This window comes from Trueperella sp. HMSC08H06 (assembly GCF_001808465.1).
In the GTDB taxonomy this organism is placed as follows: domain Bacteria; phylum Actinomycetota; class Actinomycetes; order Actinomycetales; family Actinomycetaceae; genus Trueperella; species Trueperella bernardiae.
Genome location: NZ_KV793342.1, coordinates 1 through 17,420, shown reverse-complemented (window position 1 = coordinate 17,420; position 17,420 = coordinate 1). Strand labels below are relative to the sequence as shown.

Sequence of the window (17,420 nt, the reverse complement as noted above, 5' to 3'; positions counted from 1 at the left end):
GGCCCAGTTACGCGACGAAAGCTTCCAGACCCACCAGTTAGCCACGCCACCTGCCGGCACAGTGCGCTACGGGCAAGAAAAGTGCCCTCGATAGGAATCGAACCTACGACACCGGCTTTAGGAGAGCCGTGCTCTATCCACTGAGCTACGAGGGCATGCCCTGCAAGACTACCCGAAAGGAGCCAAGGGCAAAAACGGCGCTGGCCGGCAACCCAGCCATAGGCTGGCACTTAGTGCTTGCCGGCCGGACTAGCCCTTGATGCCCGGCTCGTCGTCGTCGACCAGCTGGACCGGGCCCGGCCCGTGATCGTCGCCCTTGCGCACACGCCTGGGCACCACCATCGTGGGGCAGGCGGAGTAACCGAGCAGGGTCTGGGAGGTCGAGCCGAGGAGGAGGCCGGTGAAGCCACCGCGCCCGCGCGTGCCGAGCACCACCAGGTCCGACTCCTCGGACATCTGGGCCAGGATGTGGGCCGGGCTGCCCTCGACCGCCGTGATCTCGACGTCGATCTTGCGGCCCTCGTCCACCTCGGCCAGTTGCGCGGCCACGGCGGACTCCATCTCGTGCAGGTGCTCGTCGCGGAACGTGTAAGCCGGAACCCAGCCCACCGCAGACGGGTTCACCGCCACCAGCACGGTCAGCTTGGCGTTCCACCGATCCGCCTCCCACACCGCTCGCTGCAGCGCCATCTTCGCGTGCTCCGAGCCGTCCACGCCACACACCACCCGCTCGATCGGGACGTGCGACGACGGCGAATCCGTGGGCACCACCACCGTAGGGCAGTACGCGTTGGCCGGCACGGCGGAGGATACGGTGCGCAAGAGGCGGTCGGCGAGCCGGCCCGTGTGCTGGGTGCGCCCGCCCACCACCACGAGTGCCACGCGCTTCGAAATCTCCACGAGCACCTCGGTGGGATCACCGAACTCGAGCGCGGACGTCACCTCCACGCCTTGACCCTCCACCGTGACCACCGCCTCGTCCACAATCTTGCGCGCCGAGTCATACAAGTGATTTACGTTGCCCTGGGCGACCTGGAATTCCGGCGACATGTACTGGGACGGCAACTCGTACCCACACACGATGTGCAGCCGCGCCTCGCGGGCTCGGGCCTGGGCGAGCGCCCACTCGAGCGCGGAATTACCCGCCTCGGATCCATCTATACCAACGACAACAATGTTTTCGTGCGCCATTGCATCCTCCTTAGTTGCCTCTATTGTCTCAAAGTCGAGGTCACAGCGGTAGGAAATAGGCGATGTCGACGCCGGCGCCCCGCACCACCAACGCACACGAAAAAGGGCCCTTTCGGGCCCTTCATCGAAAAGCTTGTGTTAGAACACGCGGATCACGGTGGGGATGCCGATGGAGGCGTCCGAGCCGGTGGTGGTGCCCATCGACTCGTTCCAGGCGCCGACGTTCATGCCGTTGCCGAGCGAGATGGCCACGTGGCCGGGCCAGTAGAGGATGTCGCCTGCGCGGGCCTCCGAGTAGGGGACCTGGTAGCCGACCGAAAGAACGGAGGTGGTGTAGCCGCCGATGTGCACGCCGTGCTGGGCGTAGACGTAGCGGACGAAGCCGATGCAATCCCAGCCGGCGGGGGTGGTGCCACCCCAGCGGTAGGGGGCGCCCTGGTAAGCGAGGGCGGTGGCGGCAACGGAGCTCGCGGAGCCCGAGTATGCCTGCTGGACCGGCTCGGCCCCAACAGCCGGCGTGGCCTGAGCGGTGTCGGAGGTGGTGCGAGCCTCGGCGGTGGCGGTCTGGGCAGTCGCCTCGACAGGGGCCGCGGCAACCGGGGCGCCCTCGGCCTCAACGGTGACGGTCTCCATCTCCCATTCGCCCACCGACACCGTGCCCAGATCAACCGTGGCAACCGGGTTGGTGGTGGTAGCCGAGGTGGCCAGCTCGATCGAGGCTTTCGACGCCTGGGCGGCGGAAGCGTTGCCATCAGCCAGAGCCATCGGCGAACCGATACCCATGAGGACCCCTGCCGTGGAAGCCGTTGCAACCGCAGTCACGGTCGACTTCGAGAAGGTCGAGCGGGGCGCGATCATGTCGTGGCGACTCGCCATAGTTTTTTCTCCGTTGTGCTAAGAACTCCGCGCCAGTGCGGCGCGCTACGAGATCAGCATAACGGGACAATAACGATTTGTCACGATTTGATAACGATGTGATACGTCACTTGGCTTCTCGAACGAAAACTCCGCGCGCCACATCGGCCGAAAGCCGCACGGAATCGCCGTTTTGCACGACGATCGCGCTGTCGGAGTCGATAACATCCACCGTGATCTTCACCCCGGGCACGAGCCCCTCATCGGAGAACATCGACAGGATGTCGAGGTCAAGTTGGACCGATTCGGCCAGCCGCTCGATGACGTACTCCCCGCCCGGCTCGACCTCCATGACGGACTTGAGCCCGGCCTCGCGCACGTTGTGAATCGCCGACTCGCCAGCCGCCGGGATCGGGTTACCGAATGGGTCAGCCTCCGGGTGGCCGAGCAGGGCGTCGATCCGTTCGGCGACGTCGTCGGACACCACGTGCTCCCACCGGCACGCCTCGTCGTGAAGGTGGGGCCAGTCAAGCTTGATAACGTCCTGCAGCAGCCGCTCCACGAGCCGGTGGCGGCGCATCACGCGGATCGCGTAGTGGCGCCCCTCCTCCGTGAAGTCGATTTCGCGCCCGCGCCCCATCGACACCAGACCCGAGCGCTCCATCCGGCTCACGGTTTCGGACACGGTGGGCCCGGACTGGCCGAGCCGCTCCACGATGCGCGCGCGCAACGCCGGGATGTCCTCTTCGTTCAGCTCGAAGATGGTCTTCAGATACATCTCGGTGGTATCGATCAGCTGGCTCACGGCTCCCCCTCACTGGCTCTCCCCGCCATCTTAGCCGCTGGAACCCCCGCGCGCTCAGCACTCGAAATCTTGCCCGCCGCCTGCGCCCAAGTGAGATGATCGGACCATGAGTTTACTTCTTCCCGACGACGGCCGCTTCGGTTCCGGCCCCTCCAAGGTCCGCCCCGCCCAGATCGCGGCGATCGCTGACTCCGGCCTGATGGGCACCTCCCATCGTAAGCCGGCCGTTCGTGGGGCGGTGCGCTCGATCCAGGAGGGCCTATCCGATTTGTTCGGCCTGCCGGAGGGCTACGAGGCGATCCTGGGCAACGGCGGCGCGTCCGCCCTGTGGGACGCGATCTCCTTCTGCCTGGTGGAGGACCGGGCACAGGCCGCCGTCATCGGCGAGTTTTCCGGCAAGGCCGCCCGTGCGGTCGAGCGCGCCCCGTTCCTCGGCGAGCCCGAGGTGCTGCGCGTGGAGCCGGGGCAGATGGTCGAGTGCCGTCCCGCCGATGTCGACACCTATCTATACGCCCACAACGAGACCTCCACGGGTGCCACGACGCCGCTACGCCGGGTCGCGCCCGGATCGGGGGCCCTGACCGTGGTGGACGGCACGTCCATCGCCGGCGGGCTGAAGATCGACCCCGCCGACGCCGACTTCTACTACTTCTCCCCGCAAAAGTGCTTCGGCGCCGACGGCGGCCTGTGGCTGACGTTCGCCTCCCCGGCCGCGCTCGAGCGGATTGAGCGCCTCACCGCCGAGCGCTGGGTGCCCGACTTCCTGAACCTCCAGCTCGCGGTCAACAACTCGCGCAAGGCCCAGACCCTCAACACCCCGGCGATCGCCACGCTCCTCATGCTCCAGGCGCAGGTGGAGTGGATGGTCGAGACCGGCGGGCTGTCCACCATGCAGGCGCGCTCGCGGGACAATTCCTCGGCCGTCTACGAGTGGGCCGAGGCCCGCCCGTTCGCCACACCCTTCATCGCGCCCGAGTACCGCTCGCCGGTGGTGTGCACGATCGACTTCGAGGGCGTTGACGCCGCGGGCATTGCGGCCCAGCTGCGCGAGCTCGGCGTCGTCGACGTCGAACCGTACCGTTCACTTGGGCGCAACCAGCTGCGCATCGCCACGTTCCCCGCGATCGACGTCGAGGATGTGACGCGGCTGCTCGGCGTCATCGACGAGCTGGTCGGCTAGCTCCCCACCCGTACACGACGTCGGGGATAGGAAAGGGCCCGGGCATTCGCCCGGGCCCAACGATTAGCCAGCCTTAGGCCAGGCCAAGCGCCTTGTTGATCGGATCAAGCAGGAAGTAGATGACGAACGTGCCCGCCGTAGCGTACATGAGCGGGTGCACGTCGCGGGCCTTGCCGGCCACCGCCTGCATAATGACGTAGACGATGAAGCCCACGCCGATGCCCACCGTGATCGAGTATCCGAACGGCATGAAGATGATGGTGACAAAGGCGGGGATGGCGACCTTGAGGTCGGTCCACTCGATCTCCGTAACCTGCTGCATCATGAGGAAGCCCACCGCCACGAGCGCGGGCGCCGCGGCCTCGGAGGGCACCATCGCGAACAGGGGAGCGAGGAAGGTGGCCAGCAGGAAGAAGATGCCTGTGAAGATGGTCGACAGGCCGGTGCGGGCGCCGTCGGCAACGCCAGTGGCAGATTCGACGAAGGACGTGTTGGAGGACACGCCGCCCATGCCGCCGGCGATCGCGCCGAGGGAATCGACAAGCAGGATGGACTGCGTGTGCGGCGGGTTGCCGTCCTCATCGAGCAGGTCGCCCTCGGAGGCGACGGCGACCATGGTGCCCATGGTGTCGAAGAAGTCGGCGAGCATGACCGAGAAGGCGAGCACGATGACTGCAAGCACGCCGATCTTCTGGAACGGGCCGGTGATGGAGAACTGGCCGAGCGTGGAGAAGCTCGGCACCTGGACAAGCGAGCCCTCGACCGCGGGGATGGTCAGGCCCCAACCGCCGACGTTCTCGGCGCCCTTGGGGCCCAGGTGGCCAACGGCCTCGACGATGATGGCGAGCACGGTGCCGGTGACGATGCCCCACAGGATCGCGCCCTGCACGCGGCGCACCATCAGCGCGAGCGTGACCACCAGGCCCACAAGAAACACGACGAGCGGCCACGTGGAAATCGAGCCGTTGACGCCGAAAGCGAGCGGGGTGGCGCCCGTACCCACGATGCCGGAGTTGATGAGGCCGATGAGCGTGATGAACAGGCCAATGCCCACCGAGATCGCGGTGCGCAGCACATTCGGCACGGCGCGGAAGATCGCCTCGCGCAGGCCGGTCAGCACCAGCAGCACGATGACGATGCCTTCGATGACGATGATGCCCATGCCGTCGGCCCAGGTCATGCCCGGGAGCTGGACGATCGTGTAGGCCACGATCGAGTTCAGGCCCAACCCGGCCGCGAGCGCCAGCGGGAAGTTCGCCACGGCGCCCATAAGGATCGACATGAGGCCCGCGACGATGGCGGTGCCCGCCGCGATCGCGGGGAGGTTCGGCTCGCTGCCGCCGCCGAGGAACTGGCCGGTCGAATCCGGGCCCGACAGGATGATCGGGTTCAGCACGAGGATGTAGGCCATCGCGAAGAAGGTCACGAGGCCACCGCGCAGCTCCTGGCGCACGGACGATCCGCGCTCGGAGAGGCGGAAGTAAGAATCAAGAATGGATGGTGTGTTCTGCTTATTCGCAGTGGTCTTCGTAGTGCTCACCTACGTGAGTTTTACACCGCGAAACAGGTGTAGCAACTTCCGTCTCACACTCTGAAAGACTCGCGGCGACGCGTTGGTCACATTGTGAAACAGGCAACTGCCGAGGTCGCGGCTTCACGGCGCCGCCCTCCCAATTCCCGCCCGGTACCGGGTGTGCCCGTCACAAGTCGTGAATCTGAGGCCGGCCAGGTGGCTATAGCAATCGCCAGCCGATATATTCACGAGTTCCGTCGGCCAGACCGCCCGACCAGGGTACCCGGCCGCCTTACGGGACCTCCGCGAGGACGAGCCGGCCGGCACCGCGCGCCTGGAGGATGCCATCGTCAGCGCGGACGAACGCGGCCTGGCCTGTGTTCATGAGGCAGTACTGCCCGGAGGCGGTGCGGATCTCGGCGGCGCCCGCCACACACAGGAGGATGCGCGGGCCGGCACCGCGCAGCTTGACGCGCCGGGTGGCATCTCGAAGGTTGACGATGGAAAGCTCGAAGTCGTCGACGGGGGCATAGTACGTGGACTGCACGGGCGAGATCCGCTCGGGCGCGATGCGGATGGGCGGGGCGGCCACGGTCTCCATGACGTCGAGTAGCTCGGGCACGTCCACATACTTTGAGGTCAGCCCGGCGCGCAGCACGTTGTCGGAGTTCGCCATGATCTCCAGCCCGAAGCCGGAAAGGTAGGCGTGGACCGTGCCGGCGGGGGTGAACATCGCCTCGCCCGGGTTGAGCGTGACGGGGTTGAGGAGGAGGGAGGCGACCACGCCGGGGTCGCCGGGGAAGAAACTGGCCAGGCGGCCCACGATCGCGTCCGCGCGCGGGGAGGGCGAGTCCTCGGCGGGGCGCGTGCGGCAGGCCTCGACCACCTCCGCCACGGCGTCCGCGCTCGGGCGCGAAGCGGACAGAAGACAGGAGAAGGCCTCGCGCACCCCGCCCGCGTTGGGCTCGCAGCGAATGAGGTCGGCCAGGCGGTCGGTCAGCTCGGTGCCGAGCCCTTCGAGCACGCCGATAATCCGGCGCGGGGAGCGGAAGCCGACCAGGGCCTCGAAGCGTGTGAAGGCGTAGACCAGCTCGGGCTTGTGGAGGGCGTCCTTGTAGGAGCGGTTCGGGGCGTCGAGCGCGATCCCCCGCTCCGACTCGCGCACAAACCCCCGGGCCGCCTGCTCCATCGACGGGTGCACTTGCAAGGACAGGGGCTGGGCCGGCGCGATGAGCTTGAGCAAGAAGGGCAGCTCGCCCTGGTGGCGGCGCATGACGTCCCGGCCGAGCACGCCCTCCGGGTCGCGGGCGATGTAGTCGCGCAGGTCGGCGGCGGGACCGGCTGGGCTGACGACGTCGGCTGGACTAACGACGTCGGCCGGGCAAGCGACATCGGCCCCGGCCTCACCGGCACCACCAGCGCTAGCCGCCGGGCCGGCGTCGTCAACACGCACATCCTCCGCCGCGAGCGCGACCGCGTGCGGCCCCACCCCGCACCGGGCGGGGGCGCCGGCGTGCGCGCCGAGCCAGAGCTCGGCAACGGGCGTGTCGGCGGCGGGCAGGCCGAAGAACTCGGGGATCACATCGCGCGCGCCCCAGGTATAATCGCGCACGCGACCCTGAATGATGTGCATGGAGAGCTACTCGTTCGCGGTGATATCCAGATCGTGGTCGTCGAGCACGGGGTCGGTGGGGTCCCACATCTTATCGGGCTTGGGCGTATCGGTTTCCGAGTGTGCGCCGCAGCCGTGGTCGAGCGAGACCACTCGGCCGTCGTAGGCGCTCCACTCATTCGCGCACACGCCGAACAGTTGGCGGGCCGAGCCACCCATGTGGAGCAGGTAGCCGCAGGTGGAGCAGGTAGCCTTGGCGGTGCGGGTGGCCTGGTTGTGGGGGCCGCCGTCGCCGTCGTACCAGCGCTTGAACGCCTCCTGGCGGCCCTGATCGGACAGGACGCGCGCCCGGCCGAGCCCCAGTTCAAACTCGGCGAGCTCGTCCCCGTCCACGCCCGCGGCCTCGAAGCTCTCATCCAGCAGGGGGTCGTTGGAGGTGAGGTTGGAGTCGTCGGGGTTGTAGGGCAGACGGTCGGTGCCGCTGACGTCGGAGGGCCGGAGCCGGTCTGCCCACGGCACCCACTCAGGGGCGAGCAGAGCGTCTGGGCCGGGCAGTAGCGAGACCTCGTCCACCGTGCCGCGCCGGGCCCGCGGCACGCGCGAGAGCGTGACGGTCCAGAACCAGCCCTTGTAGCCGGGCAGCTGGCAGGTGAAGGCGTGCGTCACCACGCGCTCTCCCTCCTGCACCACGCCGGCGTGCTCGCCAACGTTGGACGCGTGCGTGACGTCGAGCAGGGCTTCGCGCGCCTGGTCGACGGCGCGCGCGAGCGTCTTTTCACGAGTGACGTTGTGGGTTGGGTTAATACGATTAGACATCAAAATCCTCAGCGAGGGCCCGCAGCGCCTGAGCAATCCGCGCGCCGCCCTCCGGATAGCGCCCGCGGCGGAGCGAGGTGGAAGCATGGTCAAGAATCTTAATGAGGTCCTCGATGAGCGGAACCATGTCTTCAGCCGAGCGGCGGTTCGCGGCCGCCAGCGACTTCTGCTTCTCGATCACCGTGACCTGCAGCGCGGCCGGCCCCCGGCGCGTATCGCCGATGCCATATTCAACGCGCGTTCCAGCACGCAGGCGCACTCCCAGCGGCACCGAAGTTTCGGGCAGGTAGACCTCCTGCCCGTCGTCGCCGGCAATGAAACCAAAGCCCTTCTTCTCGTCGAAGAACTTCACCTTTCCCTTAGGCACCTAGCGTTCCCTTTCATCAATGTTGTTACGTCCACCTATTATGACACTTTCGCCGCGGCTTTTTCCTGTGCCTCTTTTTCTTCACGACGCCGCCACCCCGGCCTGTCCGCTCTGAGGCGATATCGGCGCCCGGCCCGGCATCTACTCGCGCGGGGCTTGCCGGAATTGGTAGGTTAGTGTTGCGCGACACACGCGCAGGTTCAGGGAGGTCCCATGAGAAAGTCGCACGTCCTGGCGTCAACGGTGATGGCACTTGGAATCGTGCTTGTGCCCGCGGCGGCGTTCGCTGAACCGCCCCAGGACTTGGATGCGCGTTTTACCGACCTGGCGGGCGTGGTCGACGACGACGCGGCGGCGGCCGCAGAGGTCGAGAAGGTGCCGGGCCAGGACCTGTGGGTGGTGACGGTCAAGAACCTCGACGGGATGGACGCCCAGGAGTGGGCCGAGCAGACGCACGCGGTGTCGGGGATGGATAAGTACGACGGCGTGGTGGTCATCTCGGTGGACACGCGCGAGGTGGGCTGGCATTCGACCAGCTCGGGCGACGTGTCCGAGGCCGTGCTGAACGAGTCGCTGAGCCCGTACGTCATGGATCTTTTCGGCGACGGCGACTGGGACGCCGGCGTCACCACCCTCGCCAAGAACGTGGCGTCGGTGGCGCGTGGCGGGGAGCTCGTGGACGATTCGGGCGGGTTCCCGTGGCCGCTGGTGGGGATCGGCACGGTGGCGGTGGGCGCGGGTGGCGCGATCGCCGTCGCCAATCGCCGTAAGACGAAGGCCTCCGTGGCGGACGCGGACAAGCAGGTCCAGGAGGCATCGGCGGCCCTGCTCGAGGTCGACGACGACGTGCGTGCGGCCAGCGCTGAACTCGAGTTCGCCCGCGCCGAGTTCGGGCTCGAGGCGACCCAAAGCTTCCAGCTAACGATCGACAAGGCGCGCGAGGCGACGTCGGCGGCCTTCCAGATCCATTCCCAGCTTCACGACGCCGATCCGGAGACCCCGCAGCAGAAGCTGGACCTGAGCGCGAAGATTACGCAGCTGGTGCGGTCGGCGCAGGAGGCGCTCGAGCACCACACGAAGGAATTCTCCGAGCTGCGCAACCTCGCCGCGCATGCCGATGCGAAGGTGGCCGAGTTCCGCACGCGCGTAGCGGAGATTAACCAGCGCCTGGAGCTGGGCAAGCGCACGGTGGACAACCTTGAGGTGAACTACCCGGCGTCGGCGCTTGCCACGCTGCGCACCTATCCCGCGCAGGTGGCGCACCTGCTTGAGGCCACGGGCACGTCGCTCGATTCGGCCGACTCCGAGGTGGCCGCGGGCGATCGCAACGGGGCGGTGCCGTACGTGCGCATGGCAGAGGCCACGCTCGCCCAGGCCTCCCAGCTCACGGACGCCCTCCTCAACGCCCCGCAGCAGCTGGAGGCTGCGAGCGCGGAGATGCGCGAGCGCGTGGCCTCGCTGTCCTCCGATATTGCCGACGCCCGCCGGCTGGCCCCCACCGATCCCACGGTGGCGCCGCTACTGGCCACGGCCCAGGAGGCGGTGCAGCGGGCATCGGGGGCGAACGCGGACCCGTTCCGCAGCGTCGAGGAACTGCACGAGACCGAGACGAAGATCGACCTGGCCCTCGAGCCCTTCCGCGCGGCGGAGGAAAACCGCAAGAAGCTCGAGGCCAACGCCAACCAGGCCCTCGCCTACGCGCGCCGCGCGATCGACGACGCCGAAGCCACGGTCACGCGCTACCGGGCCTCGGCCCGCAGCGGGGCCCGTGAGCAGCTGGCCCAAGCCCAGGATTCCTACCAGCAGGCGGCAAGCGGCGAGGATCCGCAAGAGCGCCTGCAGCTGGCTGAGTCCGCCCGCGTGGCGGCCAACCGCGCCAAGCAGGCCGCCCTGTCGGACGTGGAGCGGATGAACCGCGGCGGGCCCTACGGCTCGGGCGGGTACTCCTCCGACGGCGACGCGTTCGCCGGGGCGCTCGCCGGGTCGATCCTGTCCGGCGTAGCCCGCGGGCTCATCATCGGCGGGCTGTCCGGCGGGTTCGGGGGCGGAGGCCGCTCAGGCGGTGGCTTCGGCGGCGGCTTCGGCGGCGGTGGCGGCGGCTCTACCGGCGAGCGCCGAGGATTCTAGTTTTGTCCATGTCCAATTTTGACCAGGTAAGAGAAAGGTAATTTACCATGGCAGAAAAGCAGTCCATCCTTGGGCGCATGGCACAGTTGGCCAAGGCCAACATCAACGCACTCATCGACCGCGCCGAGGACCCGCAGAAGATGCTCGACCAGATGGTGCGCGACTACACCAACTCCATCGCCGAGGCGGAGGACGCGGTTGCCGTCACCATCGGTAACCTGCGCCTGGCCGAGGCCGACTACAACGAGGACATCAACTCGGCTCGCGAGTGGGGGCAGAAGGCACAGGCCGCCGTCGCGAAGGCGAACGAAATGCGCGCGGCCGGAAACGAGGACGGTGCCGCGAAGTTCGACAACCTCGCCAAGGTGGCCCTCGAGCGTCAGATCCAGCACGAGGGCGAGGCCCGCGAGGCCGAGCCGATGATCCGCTCCCAGCAGGAAGTGGTGGCCAAACTCAAGGACGGCCTGAACGTCATGCGTAGCAAGCTTGCAGAGCTCAAGTCCAAGCGCGATCAGCTCAGCGCCCGCCAGAAGTCCGCCGCGGCCCAGAACAAGGTCCAGGACGCCATCGCGTCGATCAACGTGCTCGACCCGACCTCGGAGCTTGCCCGCTTCGAGGACAAGGTGCGCCGCGAGGAAGCCATTGCGGCTGGCAAGGCCGAGGTGTCCGCGTCCTCGCTGGATGCCCAGTTCGCCGAACTGGAGTCAACCGACACGTCCGCCGAGGTCGCCGCCCGTCTCGCCGCCCTCCAGGCAGGCGAGGCACCCAAGGCGATCGAGGGCACGGAATTCACCGATTACTAAATCGATCAGCCCAGCGCGATACGACGGCGAGGTGGCCCACCCCGGGCACCTCGCCGCCTCATTCCGCGATAGCATGAGAATATGTATTTTCTGATCGACGGCGAGAATATCGACGCGACCCTGGGCGTCAACATCCTCAAGCGCGCCCCGCACCCAGAGGAGCGCCCCCGCTGGGATCGCGTGTTGCGCTACCGCCCATGGGGCGAGGACGAGGAGACCACCGGCCTGTTCTACATGAACGCCTCCCAGCGCACCGCGTTCACCTTCGTCCAGGCCCTGCTGGCGATCGGCTGGAAGCCCGTACTGCTTACGTCCGACGATCCGCACGTGAAGATCGTGGATGTCGGCATCCAGCGCACGCTCGACGCGATCGGGATGCACCGCCCGGGCGCGGACATCGTCATCGCCTCCCACGACGTCGACTACCTCCCCCAGGTCAGCGACCTGCTAGACGCCGGCCACCGCCTGGCGATCATGTGCTTCCGCGAGTTCCTCTCGGCCCAGCTGGCCGAACTGGAGGACCAGGGGCTGAAAATCATCGACCTCGAATACGACGTGGCGGCGTTTAACCAGACCCTCAACCGCATCTACCCGATCGACATCGACGATTTCGATCCGCTCGCCTTCATCTAAGGACCCAGGATGGACATGGCATCAAAGAAGCCCGAGACGAAGGTGCTCGTGGTCGACGACGAGCCCACGATCCGCGAGCTACTCTCCGCTTCGCTGCGCTTCGCCGGCTTCGACGTCGCCACCGCCGAAAACGGCGCCGAGGCGCTCAAGGTGGAGCGGACGTTCCTGGCCGACATCGTCGTGCTCGACATCATGTTGCCCGACATGGACGGCTTCGAAGTTCTCACCCACCTGCGCGAACAGGAACCCGAGCTGCCGGTCCTGTTCCTCACGGCGAAGGACGACGTGCAGGACCGCGTGCGCGGGCTGGAAGTGGGCGGCGATGACTACGTCACCAAGCCGTTCTCCCTCGAGGAGGTAGTAGCGCGCATCCACGCGATCCTGCGCCGCACCGCCCCCGAATCCGCCAGCTCCGACGTACTGCGCTACCACGACCTGGAAATGGACGAAAGCTCCTACGAAGTACGCAGGGCCGGGCACGCCGTCGACCTGTCGCCCACCGAATACAAGCTCCTGCGCTACCTGCTCATCAACGCCGAGCGTGTGGTGTCGAAGATCCAGATCCTCGACCACGTGTGGGATTACAACTGGGTGGGCGAGGCGTCAATCGTCGAATCCTACATTTCCTACCTGCGCCGCAAGATCGACTCGCCCGAAGCGCTCGGGATCACCGACCCCGACGAGGTGGCCGCCCTCGAACCGCTCATCCACACCAAGCGCGGGATCGGCTACGTGCTACGCCGGGCGAAATGAACGTCACGTTCCAATCCCGGCGCCCGGCGCCGAAGGTGCGGCGGACCCTGTCGGTCCGCATCGTGTTCGCGTTCATCGTCATCATGGCGATCGTGCTGGTCACCGTGTCGTGGCTCGCCACGGTCACGTTACGCGGCTCGCTCATCGATGAGACGGACCGCAACCTGCGCTCCTCGGGCCGCACGATCGCCACGGTCACGATCGACCAGCTCATCAACGACACGCAAGACCAGCTCCTGCCCAGCGACTTCTACCTCTTTATTACGTACACAAATCCGGCGGCGAACGTGCCCTTCGGGCACCTGACGGTTGTCAACTCCCAGATCAAGGACGAAAACGGCACGCCGCTCAACCCCGAGTTGCTGGCCCAGCGCAAAAGCTCAGCGCCCTCCACCGTGCCCGCCACCCGCGACGGGCAGGAGTGGCGCATCATCACCACCGACCTCAACTACTCCCCCACCAACCTTACTTCGGTGGGATCGGTGGTGATCGGCCTGCCGCTCGAGCCGATCAATGACACCGTGCGCAACCTCGGCGGAGCGCTCGCCACCCTCGTGCTCATCACCCTGATCCTCGGCGCGCTCGCCGCCTACCTGCTGGTCGACCAGTCGCTCACCGGCCTGCGCGACATCGAACGCGCCACCCACGAGGTGGCCGCCCGCAACCTGTCCGTGCGCGTACCGACCGGCACCGACGGCTCCGAAGTGGCCCTGCTCGGCCAGTCGATCAACAAGATGCTCGCCCGCGTGGAGGAATCCTTCGAGGTGCAGGTGGCCTCCGAGAAACGCATGCGGCAATTCGTCTCCGACGCCTCCCACGAACTCCGCACCCCGCTCGCCACCGTCCGCGGATACGCCGAGCTTTACCGGCTGGGTGGCGTTCCCGACGGCGGGGTGGACCTCGCCATGTCCCGCATCGAATCCGAATCCGAACGCATGGCCCACCTGGTTGAAGACCTCCTCCAGCTGGCCCGGCTTGACGAGCGGCGCCAGATCAACATGCAGCCCGTCGACCTGGCCACCATCGCGCTCAACACGGTCACCGACTTTCACGTGCGGGCCCCGCAGTGGCCCGCCGAGGTCGTGGGACTCACAGGCGACGAGCCCTGCTCGGTCATCGTCACTGCGGATGCGGAAAAGGTCACCCAGGTGATTACCAACCTGCTATCCAACGTCATCAACCACACCCCCGAGGGCACACCCGTCGAGGTGGCCGTGGGCGTGGACGCGGAGCGGCAGGTCGGCGTCGTGGACGTACGCGACCACGGCCCCGGCATCGACGCCCAGCAGGCCGGGCGCATCTTCGAGCGATTCTTCCGCACCGACACCTCGCGCTCGCGCGGGTCGGGCGGATCCGGGCTTGGGCTCGCGATCGTGGCCGCCATCATGGAAGTTCACGGCGGTTCGGCGCAGGCCTTCGATACCCCCGGCGGCGGGCTCACCATCCGCCTCGAATTCCCGGGAGTGATGACGGGGGATACCAAGAAGAAGCGGGGTCTGCTCGGGCGCTGAGCCCGGCTGCCCGCACGCGAGCAACTCACGGGGCGATTTAAAAACACTGGACGATTTCGGGGCGATCTTCTCATATGAGGAGATCGCCCCGAAATCGTCCAAAATAATTCAAACCCAGGGCCGGCGGGCGCGGGCTACTCCGGGTTTGCAGCCCCCTGCTCCAGCATCGCCAGAATCTGGCTGCGCACGCGGGACATGAAGGCCTCGGCGTCCTCGCCCTCCTCGGCAAACATCGGCTTACCGATAAACATGTCCACCGGCGGGCGGTTCGGGGCCGGGAGCACCGCACCCACCGGCATCGCGTCATGCCCGCCGCGCAGGGCCAGCGGCACGATCGGGATGCCGAACTTGATCGCGAGCGCCGCGGCCCCCACCTTGAACTCGCCCATCTCCCCCGAGCGGGAGCGCGTGCCTTCCGGGAAGATCAAGATCGGGATGCCCTCGCGCAACAGTCGCGCGGTCATGCCCTTCGCCGGCCCGCTGACCTGGTTCGCGCCGCGCTTGCGCTCGATCGGGTACGTGTTGAAAAACAGCGCCGTGATCTTCGACAGGGTGGGCCGCCGGTACCAATAATCCGCGGCGGCGCCCGTAGCCAGCCTCTCCGTCATGTGCTCCGGCAACAGCGTGAACACCATCGGCGCGTCGAGATGCGACGTGTGATTGCCGACCACGACGTACGCCCCCTCCAGGCCCTCCACGTTCTCCTGCCCCTCCACATTCGTGGACAGGATCGTCTTCAGCGCCGGGCGCGTGAAAAACCTCCGCACGTTCTTACGCGCGTGCATCTTCGACTCCGAATGATAGTCATCCAGCGGTTGCAGTTCGCTCATCGCCGACCCTTATTCAGCTTCTTCACCGCCACCGCCACCGCGCCCGCCGGCGCGTGCTTGGCCAGGAAACCAATAAGCTTGAAGCGCTTCGAAGGGGTGGACGAGGTACGGCCACGGTCGGCGTCGGCGAGGCACTCGGCCACCACGCGCTGGGCATCCAACCAAAGGAAATCCGGGATCGAGGACGTGGACACACCCGTGCGCGCATGGAACTCGGTGCGCACCCACCCCGGGATGAACGTCACCACCTGCACGCCAAACGGTGCCACCTCAATGGCCAACGAATCTGACCACACCCGCACAAATGCCTTAATCGCCGAGTACGCGCCCATTGGCGCCGCACCCGACATCGACGACGTATTAATAATGACGCCGCGCCCGCGCTCCTTCATCGCCGCCGCAGCCGCACCACCGAGCACCATTGGGGTGATCCCCATCAGCTCCGCGCCCGCCACCAGCTCCGACGCATCCGCGGTAGCCATCTTCGCATACAGACCAGCGCCGGCATTGTTCACAAAAACGTCAACCGGGGACTGCAAAGAGCCGAGACGCTGGGCGACGGCCGCGACGCCGTCGTCGTCGGAAAGATCCGCCGGTAGCGTCTCCACCGACACACCCGAACCACGCAACTCCTGCGCCGCCCGCGCCAGACGCTCCGCGTCACGCGCCACGAGCACAAGATCCAAGCCGCGCGCAGCCAACTGCCGCGCAAACTCCAAGCCCAGGCCCGACGAACCGCCCGTAATCAGCGCCCTCCCGCGCACGAGTGACGTTGGATGCGTCATACTGCCATCGCCCTCCGGCCCAGATAGAACATTGCCGATTCAGATACTACCGCCATTGTAGGTAGAATCGCGGACGTCATCGAAATTTTGGAGAGAGATGTCTTGTACCGACGTACCCCAGTGGGTAACGCAATCCTTCATGCGTTCCGCGCTCGCGGTAGGTTCAACAGCCCCACGCGAGACCATCGACCGCGTGTGCTGCCTCCTCATCGAACTGTGGTCCAGCCCCGGCCGCCACTTCCACGGCACGTCCCACCTCTACGACCTCCTGGCCCGCGTTGATGCCCTCGCTGTTGAGGCGCAGGACGCCGACGTCGTCCGGCTGGCTGCCTGGGGACACGGGCTTGTCTTCTCCACCGACGGCCAAGCCCTCTACACGCGTAACGGCGGCGAAGACCGCGGTGCCTCCGCGGCTCTCATGGCCAAGTACCTCGACGAACTGGGCGTCCCCGGCGACACCGTAGAAGAGATCCGCCAACTCATCCTCCACATGCGCAAGCACCCCCTGCCCGTGCCCGAATCCGGCATATTCGACTCGCACGACATGGACCTGCTCGTCCTCACCGACGCCCACCTTGGTTTCCTTGCCAACCAACCCCAAAAGTACAAGACCTACATGGAGAAGGTCCGCGAGGAATACGCCCACATCCCCGAACTGCACTTCCTCGAGGCGCGCCTCGAAGTGGTCACCCGCCTGCTCGACCGACGTCGCATCTTCAGCACCCCGCTTGCCACGCAGTGGGAGCAATCCGCGCGCCAGAACCTCGAACTCGAGCGGCAGCGCCTGATCGTTAAACTGCAGAAGACCACCGGGAGCATCCCGGTGATTAAGGCCGAGCTCGGCGGGAATGGCGGGCCGGGTGCTAGCGCGGTAGCTGGTGCTGCCGGCGGGCCGAGTGCTGGCGTTGCCGCGGGGGCGGCTGGGGCTGGCGCTCACGCCGCCGAAACCGCCGCCGATCGAACTGGCAGTCCGGCCGGGCCCGGCTCAACGCCGCATGGCGGACCTGCAGGTGTCAGCAATCCGTCCGTCGGGGCTCCCGCCGAGCCCCGCGAGCCTCACGCGCACTTCGAGTCTGACGCGACCACCGCTGGCGCCGATTCCGGCCGCGAGTCGACTGCCCCGCACCCGGGCCTCATGGCCGAACCGGAGAAGCGGCCCGTGGCGGCTCCTGCCCCGTCGCAGACGGAGCATGTGGGTTCCTCGTTGGAGTCCGCTTCCGCGGACCTCGACCCCGGCATGCCCGACCGCCCCCTCACCCCCGAGGAGGCCAAACAGGCCCGCCGCGACGAGATCGCCCGCGCCACCTACGAAAAGATCGAGCGCGCCAAGGCCGCCAAGGAGGCGCAGCGGGCGCGCGAGGCCCTGGAGCGCGTCCGGGAGACTGACTTCCCCTCCGGCCTGGTCGAATAGCCCAGCCCACCCCGCATCCGCGACACCTTTTTGATACCCGCCACAGCAAATTGCCATCGCCCCTGCCGGAAATGCGTCGCAAACGTCCGGGCAGATCTGGGTAGCCGGAGGCGGTCACGCCGGCGAGGAGGGATGAGGCTTCACAGCCCGAGGCAACGGCGTGACTGCCGGAGGCCCAAGTAGACACCGACCCAAACAGGCTTCACGCATGCTACAATGGCCGGTACA

16 protein-coding genes and 1 tRNA gene are annotated in these 17,420 nt (G+C 67.0%); 7 read left to right on the top strand and 10 right to left on the bottom strand.

Annotation, left to right across the window (positions count from 1 at the left end; translation table 11 throughout):
- Window positions 1–82 precede the first annotated feature (82 nt).
- The 4 genes from HMPREF3174_RS01900 to HMPREF3174_RS01885 all read right to left on the bottom strand — a co-directional run bounded on the left by HMPREF3174_RS01900 (window position 83) and on the right by HMPREF3174_RS01885 (window position 2,851).
- Window positions 83–155, bottom strand: a tRNA-Arg gene (locus HMPREF3174_RS01900).
- A gap of 94 nt (window positions 156–249) precedes the next feature.
- Complete coding sequence (locus HMPREF3174_RS01895) at window positions 250–1,191, bottom strand: universal stress protein (protein ID WP_083297648.1); 942 nt, start codon at window positions 1,189–1,191, stop codon at window positions 250–252.
- A 138-nt stretch (window positions 1,192–1,329) separates the two neighbouring features.
- A complete protein-coding gene (locus HMPREF3174_RS01890) occupies window positions 1,330–2,067 on the bottom strand; it encodes a C40 family peptidase (protein WP_070447595.1) in 738 nt (245 codons plus the stop codon).
- A gap of 106 nt (window positions 2,068–2,173) precedes the next feature.
- A complete protein-coding gene (locus HMPREF3174_RS01885; RefSeq protein WP_068539116.1) occupies window positions 2,174–2,851 on the bottom strand; it encodes a metal-dependent transcriptional regulator in 678 nt (225 codons plus the stop codon).
- A gap of 106 nt (window positions 2,852–2,957) precedes the next feature.
- Between HMPREF3174_RS01885 and serC the strand changes: the two genes are divergently transcribed.
- Window positions 2,958–4,031: a phosphoserine transaminase gene (serC, locus tag HMPREF3174_RS01880; RefSeq protein WP_070447592.1), complete on the top strand. Its 1,074-nt coding sequence runs from the start codon at window positions 2,958–2,960 to the stop codon at window positions 4,029–4,031.
- Window positions 4,032–4,104: 73 nt separating this feature from the next.
- Here serC and HMPREF3174_RS01875 read toward each other — a convergent pair whose 3' ends face one another.
- The 4 genes from HMPREF3174_RS01875 to HMPREF3174_RS01860 form a co-directional block, all read right to left on the bottom strand.
- The gene (locus tag HMPREF3174_RS01875; RefSeq protein WP_068539114.1) at window positions 4,105–5,571 is read right to left on the bottom strand and encodes an NCS2 family permease; all 1,467 of its coding nucleotides are present in this window, start codon (window positions 5,569–5,571) and stop codon (window positions 4,105–4,107) included.
- Between the two features lie 265 nt (window positions 5,572–5,836).
- A complete protein-coding gene (manA, locus tag HMPREF3174_RS01870; RefSeq protein ID WP_062614129.1) occupies window positions 5,837–7,177 on the bottom strand; it encodes a mannose-6-phosphate isomerase, class I in 1,341 nt (446 codons plus the stop codon).
- A gap of 6 nt (window positions 7,178–7,183) precedes the next feature.
- A complete protein-coding gene (locus tag HMPREF3174_RS01865) occupies window positions 7,184–7,972 on the bottom strand; it encodes a DUF3027 domain-containing protein (protein ID WP_068539110.1) in 789 nt (262 codons plus the stop codon).
- Window positions 7,965–8,339, bottom strand: coding sequence for a cold-shock protein (locus HMPREF3174_RS01860; protein WP_068539108.1), 375 nt, complete (start codon window positions 8,337–8,339; stop codon window positions 7,965–7,967). The genes HMPREF3174_RS01865 and HMPREF3174_RS01860 overlap by 8 nt, the downstream gene beginning before the upstream one ends.
- A gap of 213 nt (window positions 8,340–8,552) precedes the next feature.
- On the opposite strand from HMPREF3174_RS01860, the gene HMPREF3174_RS01855 reads away from it, so the two are divergent.
- From HMPREF3174_RS01855 to HMPREF3174_RS01835, 5 genes are all read left to right on the top strand, one after another.
- On the top strand, window positions 8,553–10,466 hold the full coding sequence (locus HMPREF3174_RS01855; RefSeq protein WP_083297647.1) for a TPM domain-containing protein: 1,914 nt from the start codon (window positions 8,553–8,555) through the stop codon (window positions 10,464–10,466).
- A gap of 47 nt (window positions 10,467–10,513) precedes the next feature.
- Window positions 10,514–11,269 (top strand): PspA/IM30 family protein, encoded by a 756-nt coding sequence (locus tag HMPREF3174_RS01850; protein WP_070447587.1) that lies wholly within the window; start codon window positions 10,514–10,516, stop codon window positions 11,267–11,269.
- Between the two features lie 81 nt (window positions 11,270–11,350).
- Entirely contained in the window at window positions 11,351–11,902 is a 552-nt protein-coding gene (locus HMPREF3174_RS01845) for an NYN domain-containing protein (RefSeq protein ID WP_070447585.1), read from the top strand.
- A gap of 9 nt (window positions 11,903–11,911) precedes the next feature.
- Window positions 11,912–12,655 (top strand): response regulator transcription factor, encoded by a 744-nt coding sequence (locus HMPREF3174_RS01840; RefSeq protein ID WP_068539100.1) that lies wholly within the window; start codon window positions 11,912–11,914, stop codon window positions 12,653–12,655.
- Window positions 12,652–14,166 (top strand): sensor histidine kinase, encoded by a 1,515-nt coding sequence (locus HMPREF3174_RS01835; protein WP_070447583.1) that lies wholly within the window; start codon window positions 12,652–12,654, stop codon window positions 14,164–14,166. The genes HMPREF3174_RS01840 and HMPREF3174_RS01835 overlap by 4 nt, the downstream gene beginning before the upstream one ends.
- A gap of 134 nt (window positions 14,167–14,300) precedes the next feature.
- Here HMPREF3174_RS01835 and HMPREF3174_RS01830 read toward each other — a convergent pair whose 3' ends face one another.
- Window positions 14,301–14,996, bottom strand: a complete 696-nt coding sequence (locus HMPREF3174_RS01830; RefSeq protein WP_062614137.1) for a lysophospholipid acyltransferase family protein — start codon at window positions 14,994–14,996, stop codon at window positions 14,301–14,303.
- A complete protein-coding gene (locus HMPREF3174_RS01825; protein WP_070447582.1) occupies window positions 14,993–15,781 on the bottom strand; it encodes an SDR family NAD(P)-dependent oxidoreductase in 789 nt (262 codons plus the stop codon). The genes HMPREF3174_RS01830 and HMPREF3174_RS01825 overlap by 4 nt, the downstream gene beginning before the upstream one ends.
- A gap of 97 nt (window positions 15,782–15,878) precedes the next feature.
- On the opposite strand from HMPREF3174_RS01825, the gene HMPREF3174_RS01820 reads away from it, so the two are divergent.
- Window positions 15,879–17,192, top strand: coding sequence for a hypothetical protein (locus HMPREF3174_RS01820; RefSeq protein ID WP_145989888.1), 1,314 nt, complete (start codon window positions 15,879–15,881; stop codon window positions 17,190–17,192).
- The last annotated feature ends 228 nt before the right edge of the window (window positions 17,193–17,420 follow it).